The organism is Embleya scabrispora DSM 41855 (assembly GCF_000372745.1).
Classification (GTDB): domain Bacteria; phylum Actinomycetota; class Actinomycetes; order Streptomycetales; family Streptomycetaceae; genus Embleya; species Embleya scabrispora.
Window position 1 is genome coordinate 1 of record NZ_KB889737.1, and the last position, 26,090, is coordinate 26,090.

At 71.0% G+C, this 26,090-nt stretch carries 22 protein-coding genes; 8 read left to right on the forward strand and 14 right to left on the reverse strand.

Translation table 11 applies throughout. The annotated features are described in order from the left end of the window. Positions 1–188: 188 nt before the first annotated feature. The 3 genes from A3IC_RS0149030 to A3IC_RS0149040 form a co-directional block, all read right to left on the reverse strand. Positions 189–464, reverse strand: a complete 276-nt coding sequence (locus A3IC_RS0149030) for a DUF4235 domain-containing protein (protein ID WP_020557384.1) — start codon at positions 462–464, stop codon at positions 189–191. A 68-nt stretch (positions 465–532) separates the two neighbouring features. Further along, positions 533–1,687, reverse strand: a complete 1,155-nt coding sequence (gene nagA / locus A3IC_RS0149035; RefSeq protein ID WP_106669248.1) for an N-acetylglucosamine-6-phosphate deacetylase — start codon at positions 1,685–1,687, stop codon at positions 533–535. Positions 1,688–2,137: 450 nt separating this feature from the next. Continuing rightward, complete coding sequence (locus A3IC_RS0149040; protein WP_020557386.1) at positions 2,138–3,316, reverse strand: 8-amino-7-oxononanoate synthase; 1,179 nt, start codon at positions 3,314–3,316, stop codon at positions 2,138–2,140. A gap of 78 nt (positions 3,317–3,394) precedes the next feature. Here A3IC_RS0149040 and A3IC_RS0149045 point away from each other — a divergent pair, with 78 nt between their 5' ends. Continuing rightward, the gene (locus A3IC_RS0149045) at positions 3,395–4,864 is read left to right on the forward strand and encodes a sensor histidine kinase (protein WP_020557387.1); all 1,470 of its coding nucleotides are present in this window, start codon (positions 3,395–3,397) and stop codon (positions 4,862–4,864) included. Positions 4,865–5,034: 170 nt separating this feature from the next. Here A3IC_RS0149045 and A3IC_RS0149050 read toward each other — a convergent pair whose 3' ends face one another. After that, positions 5,035–5,289 carry a WhiB family transcriptional regulator gene (locus A3IC_RS0149050; RefSeq protein ID WP_020557388.1) on the reverse strand — a complete coding sequence of 85 codons (255 nt, stop codon included), beginning with the start codon at positions 5,287–5,289 and terminating at the stop codon, positions 5,035–5,037. A gap of 315 nt (positions 5,290–5,604) precedes the next feature. Beyond that, positions 5,605–6,534 carry a diacylglycerol/lipid kinase family protein gene (locus A3IC_RS0149055; RefSeq protein ID WP_026219642.1) on the reverse strand — a complete coding sequence of 310 codons (930 nt, stop codon included), beginning with the start codon at positions 6,532–6,534 and terminating at the stop codon, positions 5,605–5,607. 74 nt (positions 6,535–6,608) lie between these two features. Between A3IC_RS0149055 and A3IC_RS63695 the strand changes: the two genes are divergently transcribed. Then, the gene (locus A3IC_RS63695) at positions 6,609–7,043 is read left to right on the forward strand and encodes a hypothetical protein (RefSeq protein WP_020557390.1); all 435 of its coding nucleotides are present in this window, start codon (positions 6,609–6,611) and stop codon (positions 7,041–7,043) included. A gap of 134 nt (positions 7,044–7,177) precedes the next feature. Here the strand turns inward: A3IC_RS63695 and A3IC_RS0149065 are convergent, their stop codons facing one another. The 3 genes from A3IC_RS0149065 to A3IC_RS61040 form a co-directional block, all read right to left on the reverse strand. Further along, positions 7,178–8,275: an RNA polymerase sigma factor SigF gene (locus A3IC_RS0149065; RefSeq protein ID WP_079027196.1), complete on the reverse strand. Its 1,098-nt coding sequence runs from the start codon at positions 8,273–8,275 to the stop codon at positions 7,178–7,180. After that, positions 8,164–8,607 carry an ATP-binding protein gene (locus tag A3IC_RS0149070; RefSeq protein WP_205354640.1) on the reverse strand — a complete coding sequence of 148 codons (444 nt, stop codon included), beginning with the start codon at positions 8,605–8,607 and terminating at the stop codon, positions 8,164–8,166. Before A3IC_RS0149070 ends, A3IC_RS0149065 begins: the two co-directional genes overlap by 112 nt. Positions 8,608–8,870: 263 nt before the next feature. After that, on the reverse strand, positions 8,871–9,437 hold the full coding sequence (locus A3IC_RS61040) for a CGNR zinc finger domain-containing protein (RefSeq protein WP_020557393.1): 567 nt from the start codon (positions 9,435–9,437) through the stop codon (positions 8,871–8,873). Between the two features lie 374 nt (positions 9,438–9,811). Between A3IC_RS61040 and A3IC_RS0149080 the strand changes: the two genes are divergently transcribed. From A3IC_RS0149080 to A3IC_RS0149090, 3 genes are all read left to right on the forward strand, one after another. Then, positions 9,812–11,005: an NAD(P)-dependent malic enzyme gene (locus A3IC_RS0149080; RefSeq protein ID WP_020557394.1), complete on the forward strand. Its 1,194-nt coding sequence runs from the start codon at positions 9,812–9,814 to the stop codon at positions 11,003–11,005. 139 nt (positions 11,006–11,144) lie between these two features. Then, positions 11,145–12,107, forward strand: a complete 963-nt coding sequence (locus A3IC_RS0149085) for a zinc-binding dehydrogenase (RefSeq protein WP_026219643.1) — start codon at positions 11,145–11,147, stop codon at positions 12,105–12,107. Positions 12,108–12,158: 51 nt separating this feature from the next. Continuing rightward, positions 12,159–13,754, forward strand: a complete 1,596-nt coding sequence (locus tag A3IC_RS0149090) for an ABC transporter substrate-binding protein (RefSeq protein ID WP_020557396.1) — start codon at positions 12,159–12,161, stop codon at positions 13,752–13,754. 119 nt (positions 13,755–13,873) lie between these two features. Here A3IC_RS0149090 and A3IC_RS69550 read toward each other — a convergent pair whose 3' ends face one another. After that, positions 13,874–14,701 carry a PadR family transcriptional regulator gene (locus A3IC_RS69550; RefSeq protein WP_020557397.1) on the reverse strand — a complete coding sequence of 276 codons (828 nt, stop codon included), beginning with the start codon at positions 14,699–14,701 and terminating at the stop codon, positions 13,874–13,876. Beyond that, positions 14,698–15,564, reverse strand: coding sequence for a DUF4097 family beta strand repeat-containing protein (locus A3IC_RS0149100; RefSeq protein WP_026219644.1), 867 nt, complete (start codon positions 15,562–15,564; stop codon positions 14,698–14,700). The genes A3IC_RS69550 and A3IC_RS0149100 overlap by 4 nt, the downstream gene beginning before the upstream one ends. Positions 15,565–15,781: 217 nt before the next feature. On the opposite strand from A3IC_RS0149100, the gene A3IC_RS0149105 reads away from it, so the two are divergent. Next, positions 15,782–16,666, forward strand: coding sequence for a DUF4184 family protein (locus tag A3IC_RS0149105; protein ID WP_020557399.1), 885 nt, complete (start codon positions 15,782–15,784; stop codon positions 16,664–16,666). 81 nt (positions 16,667–16,747) lie between these two features. On the opposite strand, the gene A3IC_RS61050 is transcribed toward A3IC_RS0149105, so the two are convergent. The 4 genes from A3IC_RS61050 to A3IC_RS0149130 form a co-directional block, all read right to left on the reverse strand. Continuing rightward, a complete protein-coding gene (locus A3IC_RS61050; protein WP_020557400.1) occupies positions 16,748–16,930 on the reverse strand; it encodes a DUF6104 family protein in 183 nt (60 codons plus the stop codon). A 112-nt stretch (positions 16,931–17,042) separates the two neighbouring features. Next, positions 17,043–20,873 carry a multifunctional oxoglutarate decarboxylase/oxoglutarate dehydrogenase thiamine pyrophosphate-binding subunit/dihydrolipoyllysine-residue succinyltransferase subunit gene (locus A3IC_RS0149115; protein WP_040878776.1) on the reverse strand — a complete coding sequence of 1,277 codons (3,831 nt, stop codon included), beginning with the start codon at positions 20,871–20,873 and terminating at the stop codon, positions 17,043–17,045. A 239-nt stretch (positions 20,874–21,112) separates the two neighbouring features. Then, positions 21,113–22,237: a HAMP domain-containing sensor histidine kinase gene (locus A3IC_RS0149125; protein ID WP_020557403.1), complete on the reverse strand. Its 1,125-nt coding sequence runs from the start codon at positions 22,235–22,237 to the stop codon at positions 21,113–21,115. Beyond that, entirely contained in the window at positions 22,186–22,896 is a 711-nt protein-coding gene (locus A3IC_RS0149130) for a response regulator transcription factor (protein ID WP_020557404.1), read from the reverse strand. The genes A3IC_RS0149125 and A3IC_RS0149130 overlap by 52 nt, the downstream gene beginning before the upstream one ends. A 316-nt stretch (positions 22,897–23,212) precedes the next feature. Between A3IC_RS0149130 and A3IC_RS61055 the strand changes: the two genes are divergently transcribed. Together A3IC_RS61055 and A3IC_RS0149140 are read left to right on the forward strand one after the other, a co-directional pair. Continuing rightward, positions 23,213–24,109 (forward strand): phosphatase PAP2 family protein, encoded by an 897-nt coding sequence (locus A3IC_RS61055; RefSeq protein WP_158696416.1) that lies wholly within the window; start codon positions 23,213–23,215, stop codon positions 24,107–24,109. Positions 24,110–24,424: 315 nt separating this feature from the next. After that, positions 24,425–25,936, forward strand: a complete 1,512-nt coding sequence (locus A3IC_RS0149140) for an MFS transporter (RefSeq protein WP_020557406.1) — start codon at positions 24,425–24,427, stop codon at positions 25,934–25,936. Positions 25,937–26,090 lie beyond the last annotated feature (154 nt).

The window sequence follows — 26,090 nt, forward strand, 5'->3', positions numbered from 1 at the left end:
CCGGCGCCCCGGGCCGCGCCCGCCTCGTTGCACCGGCGCCCCGGGCCGCGCCCGCCTCGTTGCGCCCGCGCCCCGGCCCGTGCCCGCCTCGCTGCGCCCGCGCCCCGGGCCGCCTCCGCTCCCCATGCTCGCGGCCCAGGTAGGTCGGTCTCGCCCTGCCACGCGACCCCGCTACCGCCCCGCTGCCGTCACGCCCCCGGCCAAGACCCCGTGGCGTGCTCGACGCCGATGGCGCTTGCTCGTTCGACTGCGGTGCGGGTGACGGCGAAGATCGCGCCCTCGATCGCGGCGGCGAGGAGGATCTCGGTCCAACCCCGGTCGCGTTCCCAGGCGTCGGGTGCGTCGTCCCGGCCGGTGAGGGTTGTCCATGCCTGGTCGACGAGCTTCCCGGCGAGCAGGCCCGCGCCGATGCCGGCGAGTAGGCCGATCGGGCGATAGGGCAGTGCCTTGGCAGTCGTGTTCATGTCCTGCGGCTGCCCCGGGAGGGCCTGCGCACGCCGCGGCTTGTTCCGCGAGAGTGTGGCGGTAGTGGTCAGATGTGCGCTTCGTACGCCACCACGCCGCCGACCCAGGTCTTGAGGACCTGCCAGTCGTCGCTCCACCACACCAGGTCGGCGGCGGCGCCCGGGGCGAGGCGGCCCAGGTCGGTGCGGCCGAGGGCGTCGGCGGGGACGCGGGAGGCGCTGGTGAGGACGCGGGCCGGGGGGTTGCCCAGGCCGATCAGGTTGCGGACGGCGAGGTCCAGGGTCAGCGCGGAGCCGGCGATCGTGCCGTCGGGGTTGCGCGGGACGTCGCCCTCGACCAGGGTCACGTCGACGTCGCCGAGCCGGTAGCGGCCCGGGGGCATGCCCGCGGCGGCCATCGCGTCGGTGACCAGCGCGGTGCGCTCGCCGGCGACGCGCAGGACCAGCGAGCAGACCGGACCCACCACGTGGTGCAGGTCCGCGATCAGGCCGGGGGTCAGCCGCGGATCGCTCAAGGCCGCGCCGACCACGCCCGGTTCGCGGTGGCCCAGGCCGCGTTGCGCGTTGAACAGGTGGGTGACCATGGTCGCGCCCGCGTCCGCGGCGGCGGACATCTCGGCGGCGGTCGCGTCGGTGTGTCCGGCCGAGACTCGGATCCCCGTGGCGACGATGCGCCGAATGGCCTCGAGCGCACCGGGGAGTTCCGGCGCCAGGGTGATCAGGGTCAGCGCCTCCCGGACCGAGTCGTCCAGGAGCAGGCGGTCGACCAGTTCGGGGGTGGGCTCGCGCAGGTACTGCGGCGGGTGGGTACCGACCCGGGCCGGGGACAGGAACGGCCCCTCCAAGTGCACACCCAGGTCGCGCGCGATGGGCTCCTGGGCGAACTTGGCGCGCAGTTCGGCGGCACGCACGAGCGCCGCGGTGAGCGTGTCCAGGTCGCCGGTGATGAAGGTCGGGCAGAACGCGGTGACCCCGGTCGCCGGGAGTTTCGCGGCGACCTCTCGCCACGCGGTCGCGTCGGCGGCCACGAAGTCGTGCCCGAACGCGCCGTTGAGCTGGATGTCGATCAGGCCCGGGGTGAGCACGCCGTGCGGCAGTCGGATGCCGTCGGGCCCGCCGGGGCCCTCGGTCACGCCGGTGATCCGGCCCTGCTCCACACCCACCTCGGCCGGGCCGACGAGCGTCCCGTCCACAAGCACGCGAGGTGCCCCAATGCCGGCCACGCGTGCCTTCCTTCCCTGCGGGACCGCTACGCGGCCGAACGTTCGGCGGCCTCCCGGTGCGGGCCGGGAGGCCGTCGCCCATTTTGGTTCAGACCAATCCTAGTTGTCTAGACCAATGTCGAGGGACATGCCACGTATACCGGTCACTATCGGGTCAGAAGCGCTCTCCGGGCCAAAACGCGCTCCGGGCCAAAACGCGCTCCGCACCAAAAGCACACCCCGCACCAAAAGCACGCGAACCGCAACCCGGAAGCTCGCGCCCCCACCAAGAAGCCGCCCGCCCACCCCCCAGTAACCGCCAACCCGCGCGCGCGAAAAGCCCCGATCCGCGGCTCAAAAGCCCGCGCCCCACAGCCCGGAAGCCCACCCCCCAGCCCAGAACCCACCCCTCAGCCCCGAAGCCCACCCCCAACCCGAAACCCCACCCCCACCCCCGCCCCGCCCCCGCCCTCACGCAATAGCCCCCCGCAGCACCGACAGCGCCCGCGACACGTCGGCCGCCGTCAGATCCGCGCGCGCGGCCAGTCGCAGGCGGGAGATGCCGTCCGGCACCGACGGCGGTCGGAAGCAGCCGACCAGGACGCCGGCCTCCGCGCAGCGCGCCGCCGTGTCGAAGGCGAGTTGCGCCTCGCCGATGAGCACCGACGCCACCGCGCCCTCGGGTTCGGTCACCCGCAGACCCGCCTCGCGTGCGCCCGTCGACAGAGCGCGCGCGTTCGCCCGTACCGCGTCGGCCAGCCCCGGCTGCGCGCGCAGGATCCGCAACGCCTCCAGCGCCGCCGCCACGCACGCCGGCGCCAACCCCGTGTCGAAGATGAAGGGCCGTGCCGCGTCGACCAGATGCTCGATCACCCGGGCGGGCCCGAGCACCGCGCCGCCCTGGGATCCCAGCGCCTTGGACAGCGTCGCGGTCAGCACCACGTCGTCGGCCCCCGCGAGCCCGGCCGCGTGTACCGCGCCCCGGCCGCCCGAGCCCACCACGCCGAGCCCGTGCGCCTCGTCCACGAGCAGGACGGCGCCATATCGCCGTGTGACGGCCGCAAGCTCGGCGAGTGGGGCGATGTCCCCATCCACCGAGAAAACCGCGTCCACGACCACCAGGGCGCGTTCCTCGCCCCGTTCCGCGAGCACCCGGGCCACCGCCCTCACGTCCCGGTGCCCGGTGATCGCGACGCGGGCCCGGGACAGCCGGCACGCGTCCACGATCGACGCGTGGTTGATCGCGTCCGAGACGACCAGGCCACCCTTGCCGACCAAGCCGGCGATCACGCCGAGGTTGGCCAGGTATCCGGAGGAGAACACCAGCGCAGCCTCGGCGCCCATGTGGTCGGCGAGCTCCGTCTCCAACTCGGCGTGCAGCGCGGTGGACCCGGTCACCAGCCGCGACCCGGTCGACCCGCCGCCCCACGTGCGCACCGCGCGGACGGTCGCCTCGACCACCCGTTCGTCGCGGGACAGGCCCAGGTAGTCGTTTCCGGCCAGATCCAACCCGCTCGCCGTCGCCTCGCGCGGCCGCAGCCGGCGGCGCAGACCCGCCTCGACCCGCTGCTTCGCGCGGATGTCCAGCCAGTCGAGCGGGTGACCGCCGCCGCCGAGCGGCTGCCGGGGTGTGGGCGATTCGGTGGACATCGATACCTCACAGGTGCGGCGAAGTGGGGTGGCCAGGATCGCAGGCGGGACGGAAAGTACGCTGCGCGTGTGCCCTCCATGAACGATCTCGTCCGCCGCCACGGCGCGCTGCCCCCCGCCGACCTGGAGTGGCTGCACCTGCTGGTGTCCGAGTGGCAACTGCTCGCGGACCTGTCCTTCGCCGACCTGGTGTTGTGGGTGCCCACCGGCGACGGGCAGTACGTCGCGGTCGCCCAGATGCGGCCGAACACCGGCGCCACCTCGCACCAGGACGACCTGGTGGGTGACTTCGTCCCGCGCGGGCGGCGGCCGATGCTGGACGCGGCGCTGGACGAGGGCCGGATCGTGCGCGAGGGCGATCCGGAGTGGCGCGACGACGTACCGGTGCGGGTGGAGGCGATCCCGGTTTCCCGGGAGGGCCGGGTGATCGGCGTGATCGCGCGCAACACCAACCTGCTCACCGCGCGCACGCCGAGCCGGCTGGAATTGACCTACCTCCAAAGCGCCGCGGACCTCGCGCAGATGATCGCAGCAGGGACGTTTCCGCACGCCGGCGAACTGCTCGACATGGACGCGTCGCCACGCGTGGGCGACGGCCTGATCCGGCTCGACGCGGACGGCATCGTGCAGTACGCCAGCCCGAACGCGCTCTCCGCCTACCACCGCCTCGGCCTGACCACCGACCTGGTCGGCTGCCACCTCGGCCGGATCACCGCCGAGCTCGCGCCGCACGAGGGGCCGGTGGACGAGGCCATCTCCGCGGTCGCCAGCGGCTGGGCCCCGCGCGAGACCGAGGTGGAGACACCCGCCGCGGTGGTCCAACTGCGCGCGATTCCGCTCAAGCCGCGCGGGCAGCGGATCGGCGCGATCATGCTCCTGCGTGATGTGACCGAGCTGCGCCGGCGCGAGCGTGAGCTGATCACCAAGGACGCCACCATCCGGGAGATCCACCACCGGGTGAAGAACAACCTGCAGACGGTGGCCGCGCTGCTGCGCCTACAGGCCAGGCGGATGGACGCGCCGCAGGCCCGGGCCGCGCTGGAGGAGGCGGTCCGCCGGGTCGGCTCGATCGCGATCGTGCACGAGACGTTGTCCCAGACGCTGGACGAGCGGGTGGACTTCGACGAGATCGCCGACCGGGTGTTGTCCATGGTCACCGAGGTCGCCGCGTCCTCGGTGCGGGTGCGCACCGCTCGGCACGGGAACTTCGGCGAACTGATCGCGGAGACCGCGACGCCGCTGGCGATGGTGTTGACCGAGTTGTTGCAAAACGCCCTGGAGCACGCGTTCGAGGACCCCGGCTACACCGACCGGTCCGGCACCTTGGAGGTGTACGCCGAACGTCGCGCGGAACGCCTGCTGATCACCGTCACCGACGACGGGATCGGGCTGCCGGCCGACTTCGATCCACAGGTCTCCGGCAACCTCGGCCTGCAGATCGTGCGCACCCTGGTCGGCAGCGAACTCGCGGGCCGTTTCGACATGGTGCCCAATCCGGCCGGCGGCACGATCGTCACGCTGGACCTGCAAATCCGTCAGCGCCGCTGAGCCCGGCCGCATTCGGCGGATCGCCCGAATCCGCCGGCGCCCGGAAACGTCCGTACCTGGAAAAGCAGTTGCCCCGCCCTGGTCCGACCGGACCCTGGCGGGGCAACTGCTGGCGAAACTTTGGTGTTTCCGGTGATCAAGTCCCCGGAGTGTTCAGCCTGTCGTACTGATCAGGCGGAGGCGCGTGCGCGGTTGCGGGCGGCGCGGCGCTTGAGAGCGCGACGCTCGTCCTCGCTCAGACCGCCCCACACACCCGCGTCCTGACCGGACTCGAGAGCCCAGCCCAGGCACTGCTCCATCACGGGGCAACGGCGGCAGACCGCCTTCGCCTCCTCGATCTGAAGCAGAGCGGGACCGGTGTTGCCGATCGGGAAGAACAGCTCCGGGTCTTCGTCACGGCAGGCAGCAACGTGGCGCCAGTCCATGCGGTCCAACTCCTCGTGGGTCAGCGGGGGCTTCCGGCCCCGCTGTGGCTTGTGAATGTGAACGCTTTCACGAACCCCCCGACAAGCAAGGGGCCGACGAAGTCGGTCCCCAGGTTTGGCAGTGGATTCGGGCGGTGAAGATGACCTTTCGGCCACGTCCCTGCCGCCTCGTAGAGCCTTACAAACCTCGGCCGCCGATACAACCCCCTTGGGCCAGGATTTTTTAAATCATCGGTGTCGACTAGGTCACACCACTACATCGAAGGGGTGAACCCGGTATTTGCGTTCGAGTGAAAGGCCAAACGGCCCTTCCACTCACACAATCACACGCAGTGCACGGGGAACCCCCCGGAAGGTCACACTCCGATGTTCTCCCAGATGGTCCCCATCGACCTGAAGGGAAACAGGTTCTTCAGTCCGAAGAGTGAACGCATCGCAGTCGTGCAGGGACACGACGTGACGCCCATGTGGAGCATTACCCGTGGAGCCGAGCATTCGGGCCAGATGGCGCAATGTGGGCAGTGTTGACATCCGGGTGAGCGCGAAGAGGTCCAATCCGGTGTCATATGACGCTTGTGGGCACGGATTCACCGGCCGGTTGCGCAAAAACGTCCATGGCACCGTGTTCTGCACTATCCCCAGACGGATTCCCTCGATCGGCTCCGCGCCGGGCACCTCCAGCGTCAGCGGCCCGTGCCTGCGGGTGTCCCGCCCGCCGTAGAACCGGCGCACCGCGGAGCGTACGTACAGCCCGGGCGTCGCGCGCCGGCCGCCGGCCCGACGCTCCTCCACCCGGCCGATCACCTCCGCGTCGAAGCCGAGGCCGGCGCAGAACAGGAACCAGCGCTCGTCGGCCAGGCCCAGGCCGATCTCCCGACTGCGACCCGCGCGCAGCGCCTCCAGCAGCAGGCCGGTCGCCTCGACCGGGTCGTTGGGCATCCCCAGCGAGCGGGCGAACACGTTGGTGCTGCCGCCCGGTACCACCGCCACCGCCGGCAGTGACGGCGCCGGGCCGGCGGCGAGCAGGCCGTTGGCCACCTCGTTGACCGTGCCGTCGCCGCCCAGGGCGATCACCAGGTCGAGGCCGTCGTCCGTGGCCTGTCGGGCCAACTCCGCGGCGTGGCCCCGGTGCTCGGTGGCGACCACGTCGAGCTTGAGGTCGCCGGCGAGCGCGTGGGCCAGGACGTCCCGGGTTCGCTCGCTGGTGGTCGTGGCCTTGGGGTTCACGACGAGGAGGGCACGCATGTCCACCAGCGTACCTACCGGCCGGTAGTGCTCCCATGAATCGTCCGGGTGCGAACCCCGGTTACAGTCGTGGGGTGACCGAGAGCCCTTCCGCCCAGGACCAGTCGGGCCCCGCCGGGGCCCTCCCCCTCACCTGGCGCATCTGCACCGCGGTGGTCGGTGTCGAGGCGTTCGCACTCCTCGGATACTCCCTTTATCTGACCTTCCGCAGCGAGTTCGGCCATCCGACCAACGCGTCGGAGGGCGTCGCGATCGGTGTCTACCTGCTGATCCTGGCCGCCGGGATAGTCGCCGCCTTCGTGGGCATGCTGCGTGGCCGGCGCTGGAGCCGATCGCCGGCGATCACCGCCAACCTGATCGTGGTCGGCATGGGGTGGTACCTGATCAAGGCCGATCAGCCGGCGATCGGCATCCTGACCATGATCGCGGGCGTGGCCACCATCGGCGCCCTCGCGACACCCGGCATGTACAACGCACTCGAAGCGCGCCACCAGGCCCGCGGGGCCTGAGCCGCCCGCGCCGCCCGCACCCCCGGCGGCGTCCGAGAAGCACCGAAACGACAGCGGCCCGAAACGACAGCGGCCCGAAACGACGGCGGCCCCGGACCCAACCCGGTCCGGGGCCGCCGTCGTGGCCGCGGGTGCTACTCCTCGACGAGCAGCCGCTCGCGCAGCTGCGCGAGGGTGCGCGCGAGCAGTCGCGAGACGTGCATCTGCGAGATGCCGACCTCCTGCGCGATCTGGGACTGCGTCATGTTGCCGAAGAAGCGCAACAGCAGGATCTTCTTCTCGCGCGGCGGCAGCTGCTCCAGGAGCGGCTTGAGTGATTCGCGATATTCGACGCCTTCGAGCGCGTCGTCCTCGGCGCCCAGGGTGTCGGCGACGGCCGGGGAGTCGTCGTCGGTGTCCGGTACGTCCAGCGAGAGCGTGCTGTAGGCGTTGGCCGATTCGAGCCCTTCGAGTACCTCCTCCTCGGAGATCCCCAGTTGCACGGCGAGTTCGGCGACGGTGGGAGAGCGGCCGTTGCGCTGGGAGAGCTCGGCGGTGGCCGAGGTCAGCGCGAGGCGCAGTTCCTGGAGTCGGCGCGGCACCCGCACCGCCCAGCCCTTGTCCCGAAAGTGCCGCTTGATCTCGCCCACGATGGTCGGCGTCGCGTAGGTCGAGAACTCGACCCCACGATCCGAGTCGAACCGGTCCACCGACTTGATCAGGCCGATGGTGGCGACCTGGATCAGGTCGTCCAACGGCTCGCCGCGATTGCGGAACCGGCGGGCGAGGTGCTCGACCAACGGCAGATGCATCTCCACCAGCCGATCGCGCACCGCGGCCCGCGCGGGCGGATCGGATTCGAGCATCGCGAGCTGCGCGAACAGGCCGCGCGCGATCTCCCGGTCGTGGGCGTGGCGTTCGGAACCGGCGCGTCGCCGGTTCGGCACCGCCGGTCCCGTGCCCCCGGCGGTTCCGGCAGGTTGTGCCGGCCCGTCCGGCCCGGTCGCCTCGACGCCACCGTCCATCGTCATGCTCGCGTCGCTCACCATGCCCTCACCCTCCCCTCGGCCGCGCCCGGCGGCCTCGTCGGGTGAGGCCGCGCTCGGCTGCGGTTCGTTGGCCGCGCCTTCAACACCACTGCTCACGTCTGCTCCGGCCCGCCACCGCGCTTCTTGTGCAGGCTGATGCTGACCACCTTGTCCTCGTTCACCGTCGCGTCCACCTCGCCGGCCAGCGCCGACAGGACGGTCCAGGCGAACGTGTCGCGCGCGGGTGTTCGGCCGTCCGTGGTCGGCGCGGACACGGTGACGTGCAGCGCGTCGCCCACCAGGTTGAACACGCAGGAGAGGACTCCGCCGGCCACCGCCTGGTCGAGCAGCATCGCGCACGCCTCGTCGACCGCGATGCGCAGGTCTTCGATCTCGTCCAGGGTGAAGTCGAGCCGGGCCGCGAGGCCCGCCGTCGCGGTGCGCAGGACGGAGAGATAGGCACCTTCGGCAGGCAGTCGGACCTCGACGAAGTCACGCTGTCCGGTGCCGGCTTCGTCCGCCGTGTGTGCGGATCGCTGGGACACCCTCACCTCCAAGGTGCTGCTGTGGGTGGCCGCCGCCGGGCGGTCACCACCGATGTCGGGGGGAACGCCAGCGACGCTACCGCGCCGGCCGACAACTGTCGTCACCGATGCGGGAACGGGTGCGGGAACGAACGAGGCGGCTGTCTACTCGAACGGTACGTCACGATATGTGATTTGACGAGTACGTAGTGTACCGGACTCCGGTAATTTCGCACCGCGAGATCGCGCCGTCCATGTACATGTGCCACAGTCCGGCACCCGCCAACCCGCAAATGTCAGGTATGTCGTCCGGTTTCCGAGTCCCGGGCCCGGCGTCGGGCCCGATGCAGCGCCACGTTCGCGCGCGAGGTGCAGCGATCCGAGCAGTGCCGGCGGGAGCGATTTGCGGACATGTCCAGGAAGACGTTCCGGCACGGCGACGCCTGGCACACGCCCAGGCGGTCGATGCCGTGTGCGGTCACCTGGACGGCCAGGCCCATGCCGGCTATCGCGGCGAAGCCCTCGGCCGCGCCCACCGCGTCGCCCGCCAGGTGCAGATGCCATGGGCTCGCGTCGTGGCCGGTCAGCCGCGGGTGTACGGGAAATTCGGCGAGCAGGCCGTTGAGGGTGGCGACGGCGTCCGCCTCGCGGCCCGCCGCGGCGTCCGTGAAGACCGCCCGCAGGCGGGTGCGCACCGAGCGCAGCCGGGTCACGTCGGCGTCCGTCACCCGGGGCGGGATGCGCCGAACGGGTGCGATCAGCGCGAGTACGTCCTCGGGTGAGCGCAGCAGGTCCGCGCCGCGCGCCTGCTGCTCGGTGTTGACCAGGTGGACCGCGTGCTCGGCGTAGGAGGTGAGATCCAACGACTGCCCTTCGGTCGCGGTCGCCGGCCCGACCTCGGGCGGGATGCTTTCCCCGTGCCTTCGCGTCCGCGTTTCGCACGGCTCGGCGGGGCCGGATGTGGCGGCGGTTACTGTCAGCCTACTGCGCGTGGCGCTACCGTCTGGGCCAGTTGCGAGAAGGGGTCTGGCGCGCCATCACAAAAAGGTGGTAATCGGTTCATCGCCCCGACGCACCCCCATTCGGGGGGTGTGCCAAAATCGGCGTCACGGGTGACCCCCGTAACCTCAGCCGGATCATGTGCGCTGCACGAAGCGCCGATATCGCTGAGGCATGCAGCCTGCGATCGCGCTTCGAGAGCTGCACTTCTACTGACAATGTCGACAAAGGGGTCACTGTGGCAGCGGAGATCATCCCGACGGACAGCACGGCGACGGACGAACTCGATCCGGTCTTCGCTCTGCACCGGGGCGGGAAAATGGAAGTTCGCTCGACCGTCCCGGTGCGCAACCGGGACGACCTGTCCCTCGCGTACACGCCCGGCGTGGCGCGGGTGTGCACTGCCATCGCCGAGAACCCGGAACTCGTCCACGACTACACGTGGGTGGCCAACACGGTCGCGGTGATCACCGACGGCACCGCCGTGCTCGGCCTGGGCGACATCGGGCCCGCCGCGTCCCTGCCGGTGATGGAGGGCAAGGCGATCCTGTTCAAGGAGTTCGCCGGCATCGACGCCGTGCCGCTGGCTCTCACCTGCACCGACGTGGACGAGCTGGTGGACACCATCGCCCGGCTCGCGCCCTCCTTCGGCGGCATCAACCTGGAGGACATCAGCGCCCCGCGCTGCTTCGAGGTGGAGCGTCGGCTCCAGGAGCGGCTGAGCATCCCGGTCTTCCACGACGACCAGCACGGCACCGCGATCGTCGCGCTGGCCGCGCTGCGCAACGCGGCGACGGTGACCGGGCGCCGGCTCGCCGACCTGCGCGCGGTCATCTCCGGTGCGGGCGCGGCCGGCATCGCGATCGCCAAGATCCTGATCGAGGCGGGTATCGGCGACCTGTGCGTGGTGGACAGCCGCGGCATCGTGCACGAGGGCCGGGACGACCTCACGCCGATCAAGCGGATGATCGCCGAGCTGACCAACAAGGCCAAGCTCAAGGGCGGCATCGAGGAGGCCATGAACGGCGCCGACGTCTTCCTCGGGGTGTCTGCGGGCAAGGTGCCCGAGGAGGTCGTGGCGACCATGGCGCCCGAGGCGATCATCTTCGCGATGGCCAACCCGAACCCGGAGATCGACCCGGAGCTCGCGCACAAGTACGCGGCCGTGGTGGCCACCGGGCGCAGCGACTATCCGAACCAGATCAACAACGTGCTCGCCTTCCCGGGCGTGTTCGCCGGTGCCCTGTCCGTGCGCGCCAAGCGGATCACCGAGGGGATGAAGGTGGCCGCCGCCGAGGCGCTGGCCGCGGTCGTCGCCGACGAGCTCGCGCCGGACAAGGTGATCCCCTCGCCGTTCGACGAGCGGGTGGCGCCGGCGGTGACCAAGGCCGTGGCCGAGGCCGCGCGCCGGGACGGCGTCGCACGCATCTGAGCCGCGGCCCGTGGATCGGTGATCGTCCGACGGCTCCTCGCCGACCGTCCGACGATCGATGCGCGTCCACGGCGACCCGTGGACGTGTGCGGCCCGCCCGACCGGGCGGGCCGCACACGTCGTCAGTAGGGTGCCTTCCATGTTTGCCGTGACCGCCGTGAGCATCGACGCCCAGGACCCGCTGACCGGCCTCCGCCTCGGGGAACGCCCCGAGCCGGGGCACGACGGTGGCCTGCCACCGGGGTGGACGACCGTGACCGTCAAGGCCGCGTCGCTCAACCATCACGACCTGTGGACCCTCAAGGGCGTGGGCATCGCCGAGGATCGGCTGCCGATGATCCTGGGCTGCGATGCGGCCGGGATCGACGAGGACGGCAACGAGGTCGTCGTGCACTCGGTGATCGGCGGCCTCGGCACCGACGAGCCCCGGTCGATCCTGACCGAACGCTACGACGGCACGTTCGCCGAGAAGGTCGCGGTACCGCGCTGGAACCTGTTGCCCAAGCCCGCCGAGCTGTCCTTCGAGCAGGCCTGCTGCCTGCCCACCGCCTGGCTGACCGCGTACCGGATGTTGTTCACCAACTCGGGTGTGCGCCCCGGCGGTACGGTGCTCGTCCAGGGCGCCGGCGGCGGGGTGGCCACCGCGCTGGTGGTGCTCGGCAAGGCGGCGGGCTACCGGATGTGGGTGACCAGCCGGGACGAGGCCAAGGGTGCCCGCGCGATCGAACTCGGCGCCGACGCGGCGTTCGCCTCCGGCGCGCGGCTGCCCGAACGGGTGGACGCGGTGATGGAGACCGTCGGTGCCGCGACTTGGTCCCACTCGGTCAAGAGCCTCAAGCCCGGCGGCACGATCGTGATCTCCGGCGCCACCTCCGGCGACCGCCCCAAGGCCGCCGAACTGACCCGGATCTTCTTCCAGGAACTGCGCGTGGTCGGCTCCACGATGGGCGACAAGGACGAGCTGGCGGGCCTGCTGCGGTTGTGCGCGCACGGCGGGGTGCGGCCGGTGATCGACACCGTGCTGCCGCTGACCGAGGCACGCGAGGGTTTCCGTCGGTTGGCCGAGGGCGAGCTGTTCGGCAAGATCGTCTTCACCGCCTGATCGACACACGCCGGTCCGGACTTGCCCGGGTCGTCTCGGAAGGACCGCCGGATGCCGTTGTCCCGTCGCCGCGTACTCGCCCTCGGGGCCGGTACGGGAGTGGTCGCGGCCTCCGGCGGCCTGCTCGCCGCGTGCTCCGACAACGAACTGCGCACGGGCGGCACACTCGCCGTGGGCCTGCCGAGGCTGCCCGATGTACTCAACCCCGTGCACTCCACGGCCGAGTCGGTGCGGTGGATCGCGGATCCCGTGGTCGAGGCGCTGTACACCTACCGGGACGACACCACGATCGGGCCGGTGCTGGCCGGGGCCGATCCGCAGATCGCGCCGGACGGGCTGAGCTGGACCATCCGGCTGCGCGCGGGAGTGCGCTTCCACGGCGGGGACCCGTTCACCGCGGAGCACGTGGTCGACTGCCTGCGCCGGGTCAACGACCCGGCGACGGCGGGGGATTGGGCGCCGTGGCTGGCGGGGCGGTTCGGCGCGATCGAGGCGCCGGACGCGCAGACGGTACGGATCGGGCTGCCCAGGCCCTTCGGTGCGCTGCGGGCCTTCCTGGCCTGCCTGCCGATCCCGCATCGGGCGACGCTGGGTGACCCTCGGGCCCTGGTCGGCACCGGGCCGTTCCGGCTCGCGAGCACGGCCGCGGGAGTGGTCGTGCTGCGGCGCGATCCGGACCATCGGGGCAAGGCCGTGCCGCTGGAGGGCATCGAGTTCCGTGCCGTCGCGGACGGCGTGGCCGAGCTGAAGGCGCACCGGGCGGCGGTGTATCCGCGGCCCACGCCCGATCAGGTGCGGCGGTTGCGCAAGGGCGACGACACGTACGTGCAGACCGCGAGCGGGCCGGCGGACCTGGTGGTGCTGCCGAACCTGCGCCGGCCGCCGTTCGACAACGTCGCGGTGCGGCGGGCCCTGGCGTACGGGATGGATCGGACCCGGGTGTCGCAGGACGTGTACCGGGGCGACGCGGTGATCGGGCAGGGGCCGCTGGGGCCGGGCAACGAGGGGTGGGACCCGGAGTACACCCCCTACGGTCGGGGGGTTTCGCCGACCACGTCCCCCAAGCCGAGTCCGAGTGCGACCGCGGGGCCGACGGTGGAGCCGGAGCGGGTCACCGCGATGTTCGGCGAGGCGCCGGTGCCGGTGCCGCCGGGCGTGCGGTTCACGCTGCTTGCGGTGGGCGGGAACCGGGCGGAAGTGCCGGACGTGGCACGGGTGTTGGCCGAGGGATGGAACCGGGTCGGGTTCACCGTCACGGTCGAGAACGTGGACTGGGCGACGTGGGCGGCGCGGCGGCGGACCGGGGACTTCGACGCGGCGCTGGTGGATCTGCGCGAGTCGGGGTACGCGGTTGGGCGGACGGGGTTCGCGGTGTTGTCCCCGGCGGTGTCGACGAGCGCGGACAACACGGGATACGCGAACCCGGAGCTGGACCGGCTGGTCGAGCAGGCGCGGGGGACGGCGGACACGGCTCGGCGGGCGACGCTCACGCGCGTGGCGGGGGAGATCGTCGCTCGCGACGCGGTGGTGTTGCCGCCGGTGTATCCGAGGGTTGTCGTGGGGCGGAGTGGGCGGGTCGAGTCGGTGTCGGCGCGGCAGTTGGCGGTTGGGCGCGTGGTGGTGGCGGGGTTGCACCTTCGGGGTTAGGGGGTTGGCCTCAAGCGCCGGCCGGGCTTCTTCGCCTCAAGCGCCGGCCGGGCTGAGTGGCCTCATGCCCCGGCCGGGCTGTTCGGCGTCGACAACGCCGGCCGGGCTGGAGGGGTGGGTCAGGTTGGGGGGGTTTCGGTGAAGAGGGCTCGGAGGTCGTTTATTGCCGTGGTCACGATGTGGCGGGCTTGGTCGAATTGGTCGGTGGTGATGCCGGCTCGGTGGGCCAAGGGGGCTATTTCGGTGCGGATCGTGTCGAGGATGGTGTCGAGGTCGAAGGAGTCGGTGGGGCGGCTCGGGGGGTCGGTCTCCTTGGCCCAGGCGTCGGTTGCTCGGGCGCGGGCCGTGGTGGGCTCGGGGGGCGTGGCGCCGAATCGGCGGCGTAGTTCGCGCTCCAGGTCCTGCAGGCCGGGTTTGCCGGCCAGGTCGACCAGGTTGTGTGCCAGGCCCTCGGCGAGGTCGGCCATCCTCTGCGAGAAGATCGGCTCCCAACCGTCCGGCGTCGGGCGCCGTTTCCCCTCGGGCCCGGGACGTTCGCCGGTCGAGGCGCGGGGCGCCTGCCGCACCTCGCGGGCGGCGCGGCCCAGTTCCTCCCGCAGGTTCTGCGCCGAGCTGCGCACCTCGTCCCGGATCTCCCGGGCCCGCTCGTAGACCGATTCCCGGATCTGCGCCTCCAGTTGGGCCAACTCATCCTGCCGTGCCGCCAGTTCGGCCCGCCCGGCGGCGGTGATCCGGTAGACCTTCCGGCCGCCCTCGACATCGTGCTCGACCAGGCCCTCCTGCTCCAGCTTGGCCAGGCGCGGGTAGACCGTCCCCGCCGAGGGGGCGTACAGGCCCAGGAAGCGGTCCTGGAGCAGTCGGATGACCTCGTAGCCGTGCCGGGGGCTCTCGTCGAGCAGCTTGAGCAGGTACAGCCGCAGGCGGCCGTGACCGAAGACCGGGGTCATGCGATCACCTTTCCCTCCGGGGCGCGACGCAGCAGCGTCACGTCGCCCGATACCGAATTGATCCGCAGCCGTCCCGAGCCCTCGCCGAGCTTGCCGCTCACGTGGCTGGCACCGAACTTGGCGCTCGTGGTCAGCTCGTCGAACACCGAGTCCACCGAGCCGGCCGCGCTGCGCACGTCCACGTGCATGTCGCCCTGGTGCGGCAGACGTACCGTCAGCTCGCCGGAGACGGTGCTCAGTTGCACGTGGCTGCGGCCGACCGCGTCCAGATCCAAAGTCATCGAGCCGGACACCGAGTTGGCCCGGACCCGACCGCCGGTGCCCTCGATCACGGTGAGCGAACCGGCCACGGTGACCACGCCCAGGTCGCCGGCCATCGACTCGGCGTCCACCGAGCCGGAGACGGTGTTCGCGTCCACCGTGCCGGTCAGGCCGACCAGGGTCACGTCGCCGCCGATGCTGCGCACGGTGGTGTCGCCGTGCATGCCGGAGACGGTCGCGTGTGCGGACACCACGCCGATCTCCACCGTGCAGTCCCACGGCACGGCCAGCGAGACCTCGGCCTGCCGCCGGCCGAGCGCCCGCCCGTCCGCCACGAAGGTCTTGAAGTCGGCCCGCCGGCGGGCGTTCTGGAACCAGCTCATCAGGTGCTTCCCGGTCAGGTCCGGGTACGAGACGACCAGTTCGCCGCTCACCTCGTCGTGCGTCACCTGGAGCGGCGGCCCCTCGACCGCGTGCACCTCCAGACGCGGCGGCCCGTCGGTGCCGACCACGTCGACCAGTCCGCCGATCGTGCGCACGCGGAGCACGCGGACGGAGTCGAGCGTGAGGTCTCGTGGTGCGTCGATCATCCATTGGGACATGGACCCTCCCCTTCGGGTCGGAGTGCCGAACGCGATATATCGCGAAGCTCTGTCATTCACGATATATCGCGTCTGCCGAACGTCAAGGGAACCATCGGGTCTGGTTTCGACGTTTCTCGATGCCGAGGGACTTCGCTCATCCGCGCGTCGTGCCCGTGACGCGCGTGCGCGCGAGCGGGCACGCGCGCCGACGGCACCATCACCGGGGGCGCCACGCATGCCATTCACGCTCAGCCACATCGCGGCGGTGCTGCCGCTGCAGGGCGCCACCCGTACCGGAACCACGGCCGGGGACGGGGCGGGCCGGCACGGCCCGCTGATCGCGTCCGCGCTGGCCTTCGGCTCGATGGCGCCGGATGTCATCCTGTTCGTGCCCCTGGACTTCTTGCCGATGCGCGCCGACCGGCAGGCCACCCACGAGCTCTGGCCGGGCGTCCTGGGCCTGAACATCGCGCTCACCGTGCTGCTCGTGCTCGCCTTCCACCTGCTCGCGAGACCGCTGCTCGTGCTGGTCCCGGACCGGATTCGCGGCGCGCTGGAGGAGCCGCTGCGGCCACGCCTGCCGGGTCGGCTGTATGCCGACGCGCGGGCCCGTCGGCCGTTCCTGCGGGAGAGCGTCGCGGTCTGCGTGTGGTTCGTGGTCTCGGCGGTCCTGGGCGGCCTCACGCACATCGGCTGGGACGCCTGGACGCACCACGACGACCCGGGGGTCGCGCACGTGATGCCCGAGCTGCGCCGGGAGTTCTTCGGCCTGCGGCCGGGCTACGTACTGCTCCAGCACATCAGCACCGTGGTCGGGTTGACCGCGGGCGCGGTGTGGACGTGGCGCTGGATCGGCCGGCTGCCGGTGCGGCCGATCACCGGCCTGCGGATGCCCGTCGCGGGGCGCTGGGCGGTGCTGGGCGCGCTGGTGCTGGTCGGGATGGTCGGCGCGGCGCGGGCGCTGCTGCCGTTCCCGGACGGGCGGGTGCCGGCCTTCGAGGTGCTCGGCTTCGACGCGGCGACCGGATTCGGCCGCGGCCTGGCGGTCGGGCTGGTGCTGTACGGCGTTTGCTGGGCCCTGTGGCACACCCGCACGCTTCGACGCACCACCGGCGCCTGAACCCCGCCGGGACCCGCCGCACGGGCCCGGACGAGTCGCGCGGGCCGGGAGTCGGCCCGCGCTCGGCGTGCGGCTGCTCGGCTACTCGTCGTCCTCGTCGTCGTCCAGTCGCGCGAGCCAGGTCGCGAGTCGTTCGACGGGGGTCTCGAACTCGGGGTTCAGGTCCACGAACGTGCGCAGCTGCTCGGCGAGCCAGGCCAGGGACACCTCCTCCTCGCCGCGTCGCTTCTCCAGCTCCTCGATGCCACGGTCCGTGAAATACATGCTCTCCGACTCCGGTGTGTGTGAGGGTGCGCGGCACCCGGGTGCACGCGACTCCGCCCCGGCGCGCATCGTACGCGGGCCGGGGCGGAGTCGGTGGTTCAGCGAAAGCGGATCAGCTCATCGCTTCCTCGACCAGCCCCTGCTGCTCGGCCTCGTGCCGCTTGGCCGAACCGACCGCGGGCGACGAGGACGACGGGCGGGCGATCCGACGCGGTGCCGGCAGGCCGTACTCGACCAGGTTGAGTGCGATGAACGGCCACGCACCCTGGTTGGTCGGCTCCTCCTGGGCCCAGACCAGCTCCAGGTCCTTGCCGTAGCGGTCCAGACCGTACCGCTCCAGCTCCGCCTTGAGCTCGGCCACCGGCAGCGGGTAGAGCCGCTCCACGCGCACCAGGGCGACGTCGTCGCGGCCCGACTTGGCCCGTCCGGCGGCCAGGTCGTAGTGGAACTTGCCGGAGGACATGACCACCCGCTTGACCTTGCTCGGGTCCACCGTGGTGTCCCCGATCACCGGCCGGAACCGCCCGCTGGTGAACTCCTCGATCTTCGACGCGGCGGCCTTCAGACGCAGCATCGACTTCGGGGTGAACACCACCAGCGGCTTGTGGTGCGGGTTGAGCGCCTGCCAGCGCAACAGGTGGAAGTAGTTGCTGGGCAGGGTCGGCGCGGCCACCGTCATGTTGTTCTGCGCGCACATCTGGAGGTAACGCTCGATGCGTGCGGACGAGTGGTCCGGGCCCTGGCCCTCGTAGCCGTGCGGAAGCAGCAGGACCACACCGGAGTGCTGGTGCCACTTCTGCTCGGCGGAGGAGATGAACTCGTCCATGATCGACTGCGCGCCGTTGGCGAAGTCGCCGAACTGCGCCTCCCACAACACCAGCGACTGCGGCCGGGCCAGCGAGTACCCGTACTCGAAGCCCATCGCGGCGAACTCGCTGAGCAGCGAGTCGTACACGGTGAACTTGGCCTGGTCGTCGGACAGGTTCGCGAGCGGGGTGTACTCGGCTCCCGAGGTGCGGTCCACCAGGACCGAGTGCCGCTGGCCGAAGGTGCCGCGTCGGCTGTCCTGACCGGCGAGCCGCACCGGGCGGCCCTCCATCAGCAGCGAACCGAACGCGAGCGTCTCGCCCATCGCCCAGTCGATCGTGCCGTCCTCGACCATCGCCGCGCGGCGCTGCAACTGCGGCTGCAGGCGCGGGTGCACGGCGAAGTCCTCGGGCAGCGAGACCTGCGACTCGACGATCCGCTTGACCGTCTCGTGCGCGATGCCGGTCGGGTCGATCCGCGGGAACGCGATGTCCGCCGCGGGTGCGGCCGGGGTCGCCTGCGGAGCCTGGGGCGCGGTGGCCTGCCGGACCTCGGAGAAGACCTTCTCCAACTGGTCCTGGTAGTCCTTGAGCGCCTGCTCGGCCTCTTCGACGGTGATGTCGCCACGACCGATCAGGGCCTCGGTGTAGAGCTTGCGCACCGAGCGCTTCTTGTCGATCAGGTCGTACATCAGCGGCTGCGTGAAGGACGGGTTGTCGGCCTCGTTGTGACCCCGGCGCCGGTAGCAGATGAGGTCGATCACCACGTCCTTGTGGAACGTCTGCCGGTATTCGAACGCGAGCTGCGCGATCCGCACGCACTGCTCGGGGTCGTCACCGTTGACGTGGAAGATCGGCGCCTCGATCATCCGCGCGACGTCGGTCGCGTAGATGGACGAGCGGGACGCGGCCGGGGAGGCGGTGAAGCCCACCTGGTTGTTGATCACCACATGGATCGTGCCGCCGGTGCGATAGCCGCGCAGCTGCGACATGTTGAGCGTTTCGGCGACCACGCCCTGGCCCGCGAACGCGGCGTCGCCGTGCAGCAGGAGGGGCAGCACCGGGAAGTCGGCGCCCTCCATGTCGATGATGTCCTGCTTGGCGCGCACGACGCCTTCCAGGACCGGGTCGACCGCCTCCAGGTGCGAGGGGTTCGCCACCAGGGAGACCTTGACCTGCGCGCCGTCCTCGGAGGAGAACGTGCCCTCGGCGCCGAGGTGGTACTTCACGTCGCCGGAGCCGTGCATCGACTTGGGGTCGATGTTGCCCTCGAACTCGCGGAAGACCTGCGCGTAGGACTTGCCGACGATGTTGGTCAGCACGTTCAGCCGGCCGCGGTGCGCCATGCCGATCGCGACCTCGTCGAGACCGTCCTCGGCGGCGGCCGAGATGATCGCGTCGAGCAGCGGGATGGTGGTCTCGCCGCCTTCGAGCGAGAAGCGCTTCTGGCCGACGTACTTGGTGGCCAGGAAGGTCTCGAACGCCTCGGCCGCGTTCAGCCGGCGCAGGATGCGCAGCTGGTCCTCGCGGTCCGGCTTGGCGTGCGGCACCTCCACCCGCTCCTGGATCCAGCGGCGCTGGTCCGGGTCCTGGATGTGCATGTACTCGATGCCGACGGTGCGGCAGTAGGTGTCCCGCAGTACGCCGAGCACGTCGCGCAGGGTCATCAGCGCCTGGCCGGCGAAGCCGCCGACGGCGAACTCGCGCTCGAGGTCCCACAGCGTCAGCCCGTGCTCGACCACGTCGAGGTCCGGGTGCCGGCGCTGCTTGTACTCCAGCGGGTCGGTGTCGGCCATCAGGTGACCGCGGACCCGGTAGGAGTGGATCAGCTCCTGCACACGTGCCGTCTTGTTGACGTCGTCCTCGTGCGTCGCGGAGATGTCCTGCACCCAGCGCACGGGCTCGTACGGGATGCGCAGCGAACGGAAGATCTCCTCGAAGAAGCAGTCTTCGCCGAGCAGCAGCTGGTTCATCCGGCGCAGGAACTCGCCCGACTGGGCGCCCTGGATGATGCGGTGGTCATACGTGCTGGTCAGCGTGAGTGTCTTGCTGACCGCGAGGCGGGACAGGGTGTCCGCGGACGCCCCCGCGAACTCCGCCGGGTAGTCCATCGCGCCCACGCCGACGATCGTGCCCTGGCCGGGCATCAGACGCGGCACCGAGTGCACGGTACCGATGCCGCCCGGGTTGGTCAGCGAGATCGTCACCCCGGCGAAGTCGTCCACCGTGAGCTTGTTCGAGCGGGCTCGTCGGACGATGTCCTCGTAGGCCTGCCAGAAGGCGAAGAAGTCCATCTCGTCGGCCTTCTTGATGGCCGCCACCACGAGCTGGCGGTCACCGTTGGCCTTCGTCAGGTCGATGGCCAGGCCGAGGTTCACGTTCGCGGGCTTGACCAGGAACGGCTTGCCCTCGCGCTCCTCGTAGGAGTGGTTCATCGACGGCATCGACTTGGCCGCCTGGACCAGCGCGTAGCCGATGAGGTGGGTGAACGAGACCTTGCCACCGCGAGCACGCTTGAGGTGGTTGTTGATCACGATCCGGTTGTCGATCAGCAGCTTGGCTGGCACGGCCCGCACGCTGGTCGCGGTGGGGATCGCGAGCGACGAGTCCATGTTGATCGCGACACGTGCCGCCGGGCCCTTGAGCTGGACGGCCTCGGGGGATGCGGCGGGCTGCTTCTTCGCGGGCGCGGCGGCCGCCTTGGGGGCGGGTGCCTGCGCGGGCGTGGGTGTGGCGACCTTGGCGGGCGCGGCCTGGGCCGGAGCCGGAGTGCCGGCCGGGACCGGAGTGGGCGAAGGCGCCGCGTCCTGTACACCGGTCGTCATTATCGGGTGGCTCGAGGCCGGGGCCGGAGTCGTCGTCCCCGTCGCGGTCGACGACACTGCCGCCGTCACGGGGGGTTGCGCCGGGAGCGGCGCGGGGATGTTTCCGGAGGTGTTCGTGGTACTGCTCACTGGTGTGGGGCCGCTCTGGCTTGCCACGGTGGCTGGACCGGCGGACGTCGACGGAGTCGACGGCTCGCTGGGCTTGTAATCGGCGAAGAAGTCCCACCAAGCACGATCCACCGAGTTGGGATCTTGCAAATATTGCTGGTAAATCTCGTCGACGAGCCACTCGTTGGGGCCGAAGCTGGCCATCGGGTTGCTAGGGGACTGTGACGACACGGCGGCAACCGCCCTCTTCCGCTTCCTGGGGTGGTGGACAGCGGGAAACAAGGCTACGCCCTTTGACCAGTGTCGCGCAGGCCCCTCGGCCTCCGCGTCGCGTAGATCACAAACGGTTGACCGTTTAGTCGCGTTTGTTGCTTCCCGCCGTATTGGTGGTCACGGAACGTCATGTCGGGATCGTCCCGTGCAGTAAGTGACCGATCACCCGATTACGCCGGGTCACCGGGCAAGATCACTCGGATACGGCACCCATGGCTCGATTCGGCTACGGAAATATCACCCCCATGCAGATCCACGGCCCAGCGCGCGATCGCGAGGCCCAGTCCGGTTCCCCCGTCGGTGGACGAACTCCCGCCGCCGCGGGTGAACCGCTCGAAGACCCGACCGCGCTCGCCGTACGGGATGCCGGGCCCCTCGTCCTGGACTTCCAGGCGCAGACTGCCCGGGCCCTCGTCGCGTCGTGCGTGCAGACTCACGGTGCCACCCAAGGGACTGTGCCGGCAGGCGTTGGCCACCAAATTGGTAACAACCTGATGCAGCCGCTCGGGATCGGCCAGCGCGGTGAGATCGGCCGGCTGCACGTCGACCCGAAACCTGACGTCGCTGCTCAGTGCCCCGGTCTCGGCGGTGAGCGCGGTCAGGAACGGACGCACCGCGAACTCGCGTGCCTGGAGCGGTACGGCCCCCGAATCCAATCGGGAAAGGTCGAGAAGTTGTGACACGAGTCGACCCAGTCGCGCGGTCTGATTGAGCGCCAATCCCAGCGTGTCGGGGTCGGGTTTCTGTACGCCGTCCACGAGGTTCTCCAGCACGGCGTGCAGTGCGGAGATGGGTGTGCGCAGTTCGTGCGAGACGTTGGCGACCAGTTCGCGGCGATGGCGGTCCACCGCCTCCAGGTCGGCGGCCATGCGGTTGAACGCGCCGGCGAGGCGACCCACCTCGTCGCGCGAGGTGGCGCGTACCCGGCGCGAGTAGTCGCCGCGGGCCATCGCCTGCGCGGCGGTGGTCATCTCGCGCAGTGGCGAGGTCATCCCGTGCGCGAGCACCAGGGTGACCGCCAGGCACGCCAGCGACGTGAACACGAGCATGTACCGGAACCGGACCTCGGCCCGCAGCCCCAGGATGATCAACAGCGTCGAGACGAACACGGACGCGATCACGAGCACGCCGAGCTTGGCCTTGATCGAGCGCAGCCGATCGAGCGGGCGCGGGTTGCCGCGGCTCGGCCGCAGGCGCCGCAGCCGCAGATGCCGCAGTCGTGCGGGGCGGGGGTCGGCGAGGTTCAGGACGGTGCCTCCAGCGCGTAGCCCACGCCGTGCACGGTCCGGATCCACTCGGCGCCGAGTTTGCGCCGCAGCGCCTTGACGTGGCTGTCCACGGTGCGGGTGCCGGAGGCGTCGACCCAGTCCCACACCTCGGCGAGCAACTGCTCGCGCGAGAGCACGGCGCGCGGGCGCGACGCGAGGCACACCAGCAGGTCGAACTCGGTCGGGGTCAGGTGCACCTCGTCCACGCCGAGCCGGACCCGGCGCTGGGTGCGGTCGATCCGCAACCGGCCCAGGAGCAGCGCGGCCTCGGGGGAGACGGCACGGGCGGCCGCCTCGGCGCGCTCCATCCGGCGCAGCAGCACGTGCACGCGGGCGACCAACTCGCGCATCGAGAACGGCTTGGTCATGTAGTCGTCGGCGCCCACGGCCAGTCCGACCAGCAGATCGGTCTCGTCGTCGCGTGCGGTCAGCATGATCACCGGCAGACCCGGGTGCAGGGTCTGGAGCCGCCGGCACACCTCCAGGCCGTCCAGGCCGGGCAGCATCACGTCGAGCACGACCAGGTCGGGTCGGGTGGTCGCGGCCGTGCTCAGCGCCGCCGGGCCGTCGGGCGCGATGATCGCGCCGAAGCCCTCCGCCCGCAACCGGACGGCCACCGCGTCGGCGATCATGGGCTCGTCCTCGACCACGAGTACGAGCCGCTTTTCCCCCGTCGGGTCGGTCATACCCGCAGCCTACGTATCGTCGGCGGGCCGCGTGCGCGACTTGGTCAGGCTCCTTCGAACCGGGGAGGCGAGTACGACGTCCAGAGGAGAGACATGGGACTCCGGTACCCCGTGCGAGCCGGCCCCGATTGGTACCTCAGGGGGAGGATCGGTCTAACCTGATCCGTCTACCCTGGCTGAAGCGTTGCCGCCGTCCGCCGCACCCCGTGACCCGGGGCGCGCGATCGGGGAGTGGTCCACGACCCGGGTGGCGGCCGATCCGATCGCATCGGCCGACCGACGGCACGACCGATACAACCGACAGCAGGGGGGCGTGGTGCGGCGCAACGTCACGGAGGATCCCTCCCACGAGGTCGATCGGCGCGAGCAGGCGCCGGCAACCACGCAGGCGGCTTCGGTGACGGAGGCCGGCAAGTCGGCCGGGGGACAGCCGGCCGAGCCGGATCCGGCAGCGGTCAAGGCCCGCCGAATGCGCACCCTCAAGGACGCGGCACGCGAGCTGTTCCTGGTCGCGCTGCTGTTCGGGGTGTACAAGCTCGGACGCGGTCTGGCCTCGGGCGAGACCTCCACCGCGTTCTCCAACGCCAAGCAACTGCTGACCATGCAAAAGGACCTGCGGCTGCCGGACGAGGCGGCGATCCAGGACTGGTTCATGCAGTCGCACGCCGCCGTGACGTTCTGCAACAAGTACTACGCCTATGTGCACTTCCCGGCCACCGTCGGGTTCCTGCTGTGGTTGTGGATCCGCCATCGCGAGCACTACAAGTGGGTCCGCAACATCCTGGCGATGATGACCGGCGCCGCGTTGGTCATCCACATCCTGGTTCCGCTGGCGCCGCCGCGGAAGATGCCGGGCTTCACCGACACGGGCATGGACGCGGGCGACTCGCCGTACTCCGGCGCGGGGGCCAAGATCGCGAACCAGTTCGCCGCGATGCCGTCGTTGCACGTGGGCTGGGCGGTGGTGGTCGCGCTCGGGGTCGCCTCGGTGTGGCACGCGGCCGGCACCGGTCGGCGGGTGGCGAGCTGGGCGGTCTGGCTGCATCCGGCGATCACCCTGATGGTGGTCGTGGTGACCGCGAACCACTACTGGATGGACGCCGTGGTGGCGGTGCTGCTGATGATCTTCGCGCTGGCGGTGCTGCCCGGCCCGGATCGGGAACTCCAGCGCGGGTTGATCCGGCCGATTCCGGCGCCGCGGATAGCGCGGTAGCGGGGGTTGGCGGTGGGCTCGGCGGTGGGGCTCGCGGGCGGGGCCCGACAGGGTGGGGCCTGGCGGTAGGGCTCGCGTGTGGGGTCCTCGTGTGGGGTCCTCGTACGGGGCTCTCGTGTTGGTCTGTAGGCGGGGCTCGCGGGCAGGGTCCGGTGGGTCGTCGGTGCGGAGGTCTCGGGTCGAGGCCAGCCCGTTTCGTTTTTCGTGGTTTGCGGTGATCGATCCGATTTCGTGGCTTGCCGGTGATCGATTCGATTTGTGCGGCCGAATGATCAGGGCCGAATTCGGGGCCCTCGGGCCGGGCATGATTCACGAATGCCCGTCTCCCTCCCCTCCGGGGGCATTCGCGCCAAGACTCCGGCCGGTCGGTGGGTCCTGCTGGCCACCGTGCTCGGCTCCGGCATGGCCATGCTCGACTCGACCGTCGTCAACGTCGCGCTGCCCAGCATCGGACGCTCCTTCGACACCTCGCTCGCGGCACTGCAGTGGACCGTCAACGCGTACACCCTCACGCTCGCCGGGCTGATCCTGCTCGGTGGCGCGCTCGGCGACCGATACGGGCGCCGCCGGGTGTTCGTGATCGGCGTGGCGTGGTTCGCGGTGGCCTCCCTGCTGTGCGGGATCGCCCCCAACGTGCAGATGTTGATCGCCGCCCGCGCGCTCCAGGGCATCGGCGGGGCGCTGCTCACCCCCGGGTCGCTGGCGATCATCCAGGCCACCTTCCACGCCGACGATCGGGCCCGCGCGGTGGGCACATGGTCCGGTCTGGGCGGCGTGGCGAGCGCGATCGGACCGTTCCTGGGCGGCTGGCTCGTGGACGCGGTCAGCTGGCGCTGGGTCTTCCTGATCAACCTGCCGCTCGCGGCGGTGACCATCGTGGTCGCGCTGCGCACCGTCCCGGAGACCTTCGACCCGCAACCCCGGGGCCGCTTCGACGTGAGCGGCGCGGCGCTGGCCGCGCTCGCGCTCGCGGGCGTGACCTGGGCGCTGGTGGAGGCGCCGACCAGCCCGGTGCCGGCCGCGATCGCGGGCGCGGCCGGGGTGGCGGCGGGGGTGGCGTTCGTGTTCGTGGAGAAGCGCACGCGCGAACCGATGTTGCCGCTGGACATCTTCCGGGTCCGGCTGTTCACCTCGGTCAACATCGTGACGCTGTTCGTCTACGGCGCGCTGGGCGCGTTCATGCTGCTGCTGGTCCTCGAACTCCAGACGGTGGCGGGCTACTCGGCGCAACAGGCGGGCCTGGCGCTGCTCCCGATCACCATGGTCATGCTGCTGCTCTCGGCCCGATCGGGCGACCTGGCCCGGCGGATCGGTCCGCGCCTGCAACTGACCGTGGGTCCCCTGGTGTGCGCGGGCGGGCTGCTCACCCTGTTGCGGATCGGCCCCGACGCGCCCTATGCGACCGATGTGCTGCCCGGCGTGCTGATCTTCGGGCTGGGCCTGGCCGTCCTGGTCGCGCCGCTGACGGCGACCGTGCTGGCCTCGGTGGACGTCAGCCGGGCGGGCATCGCCAGCGGCGTCAACAACGCGGCGGCCCGGGCGGCGGGTCTGCTCACGGTGGCCGGACTCCCGGCACTGGTCGGGCTGTCGGGCGACGGCTACCGGGACCCGGGCGTGGTGGACACGGGTTTCGACCGCGCGCTGTGGATCTGCGCGGGGCTGTTGGCCATGGGCTCCGCGGTGGCCTGGTTCACCATCTCGACGACGGCCCTCGCGCCGACCGAGGCCGAGACCGGGGCGGAGTGCGCCAAGCCGTGCGTACGGATGAGTTGCGATGTGACGGGGCCGCCGCTGGATCCTGGGCGGAGGGCGGGGGTGGGGCGGTAGGGGGTGGGTGGGTGTGGGGGGGCCTTGGGGGCTTGGGCGTCTATGGGGCGTCTATGGGGCGTCTTGGGGCTCGGGTGCCCTGGGGGTCGCAACGACTTGGCCTACTGGGCCTTTACCGGGCCTTACAGGCTTCACCGGCTGGCACACCGGGGGG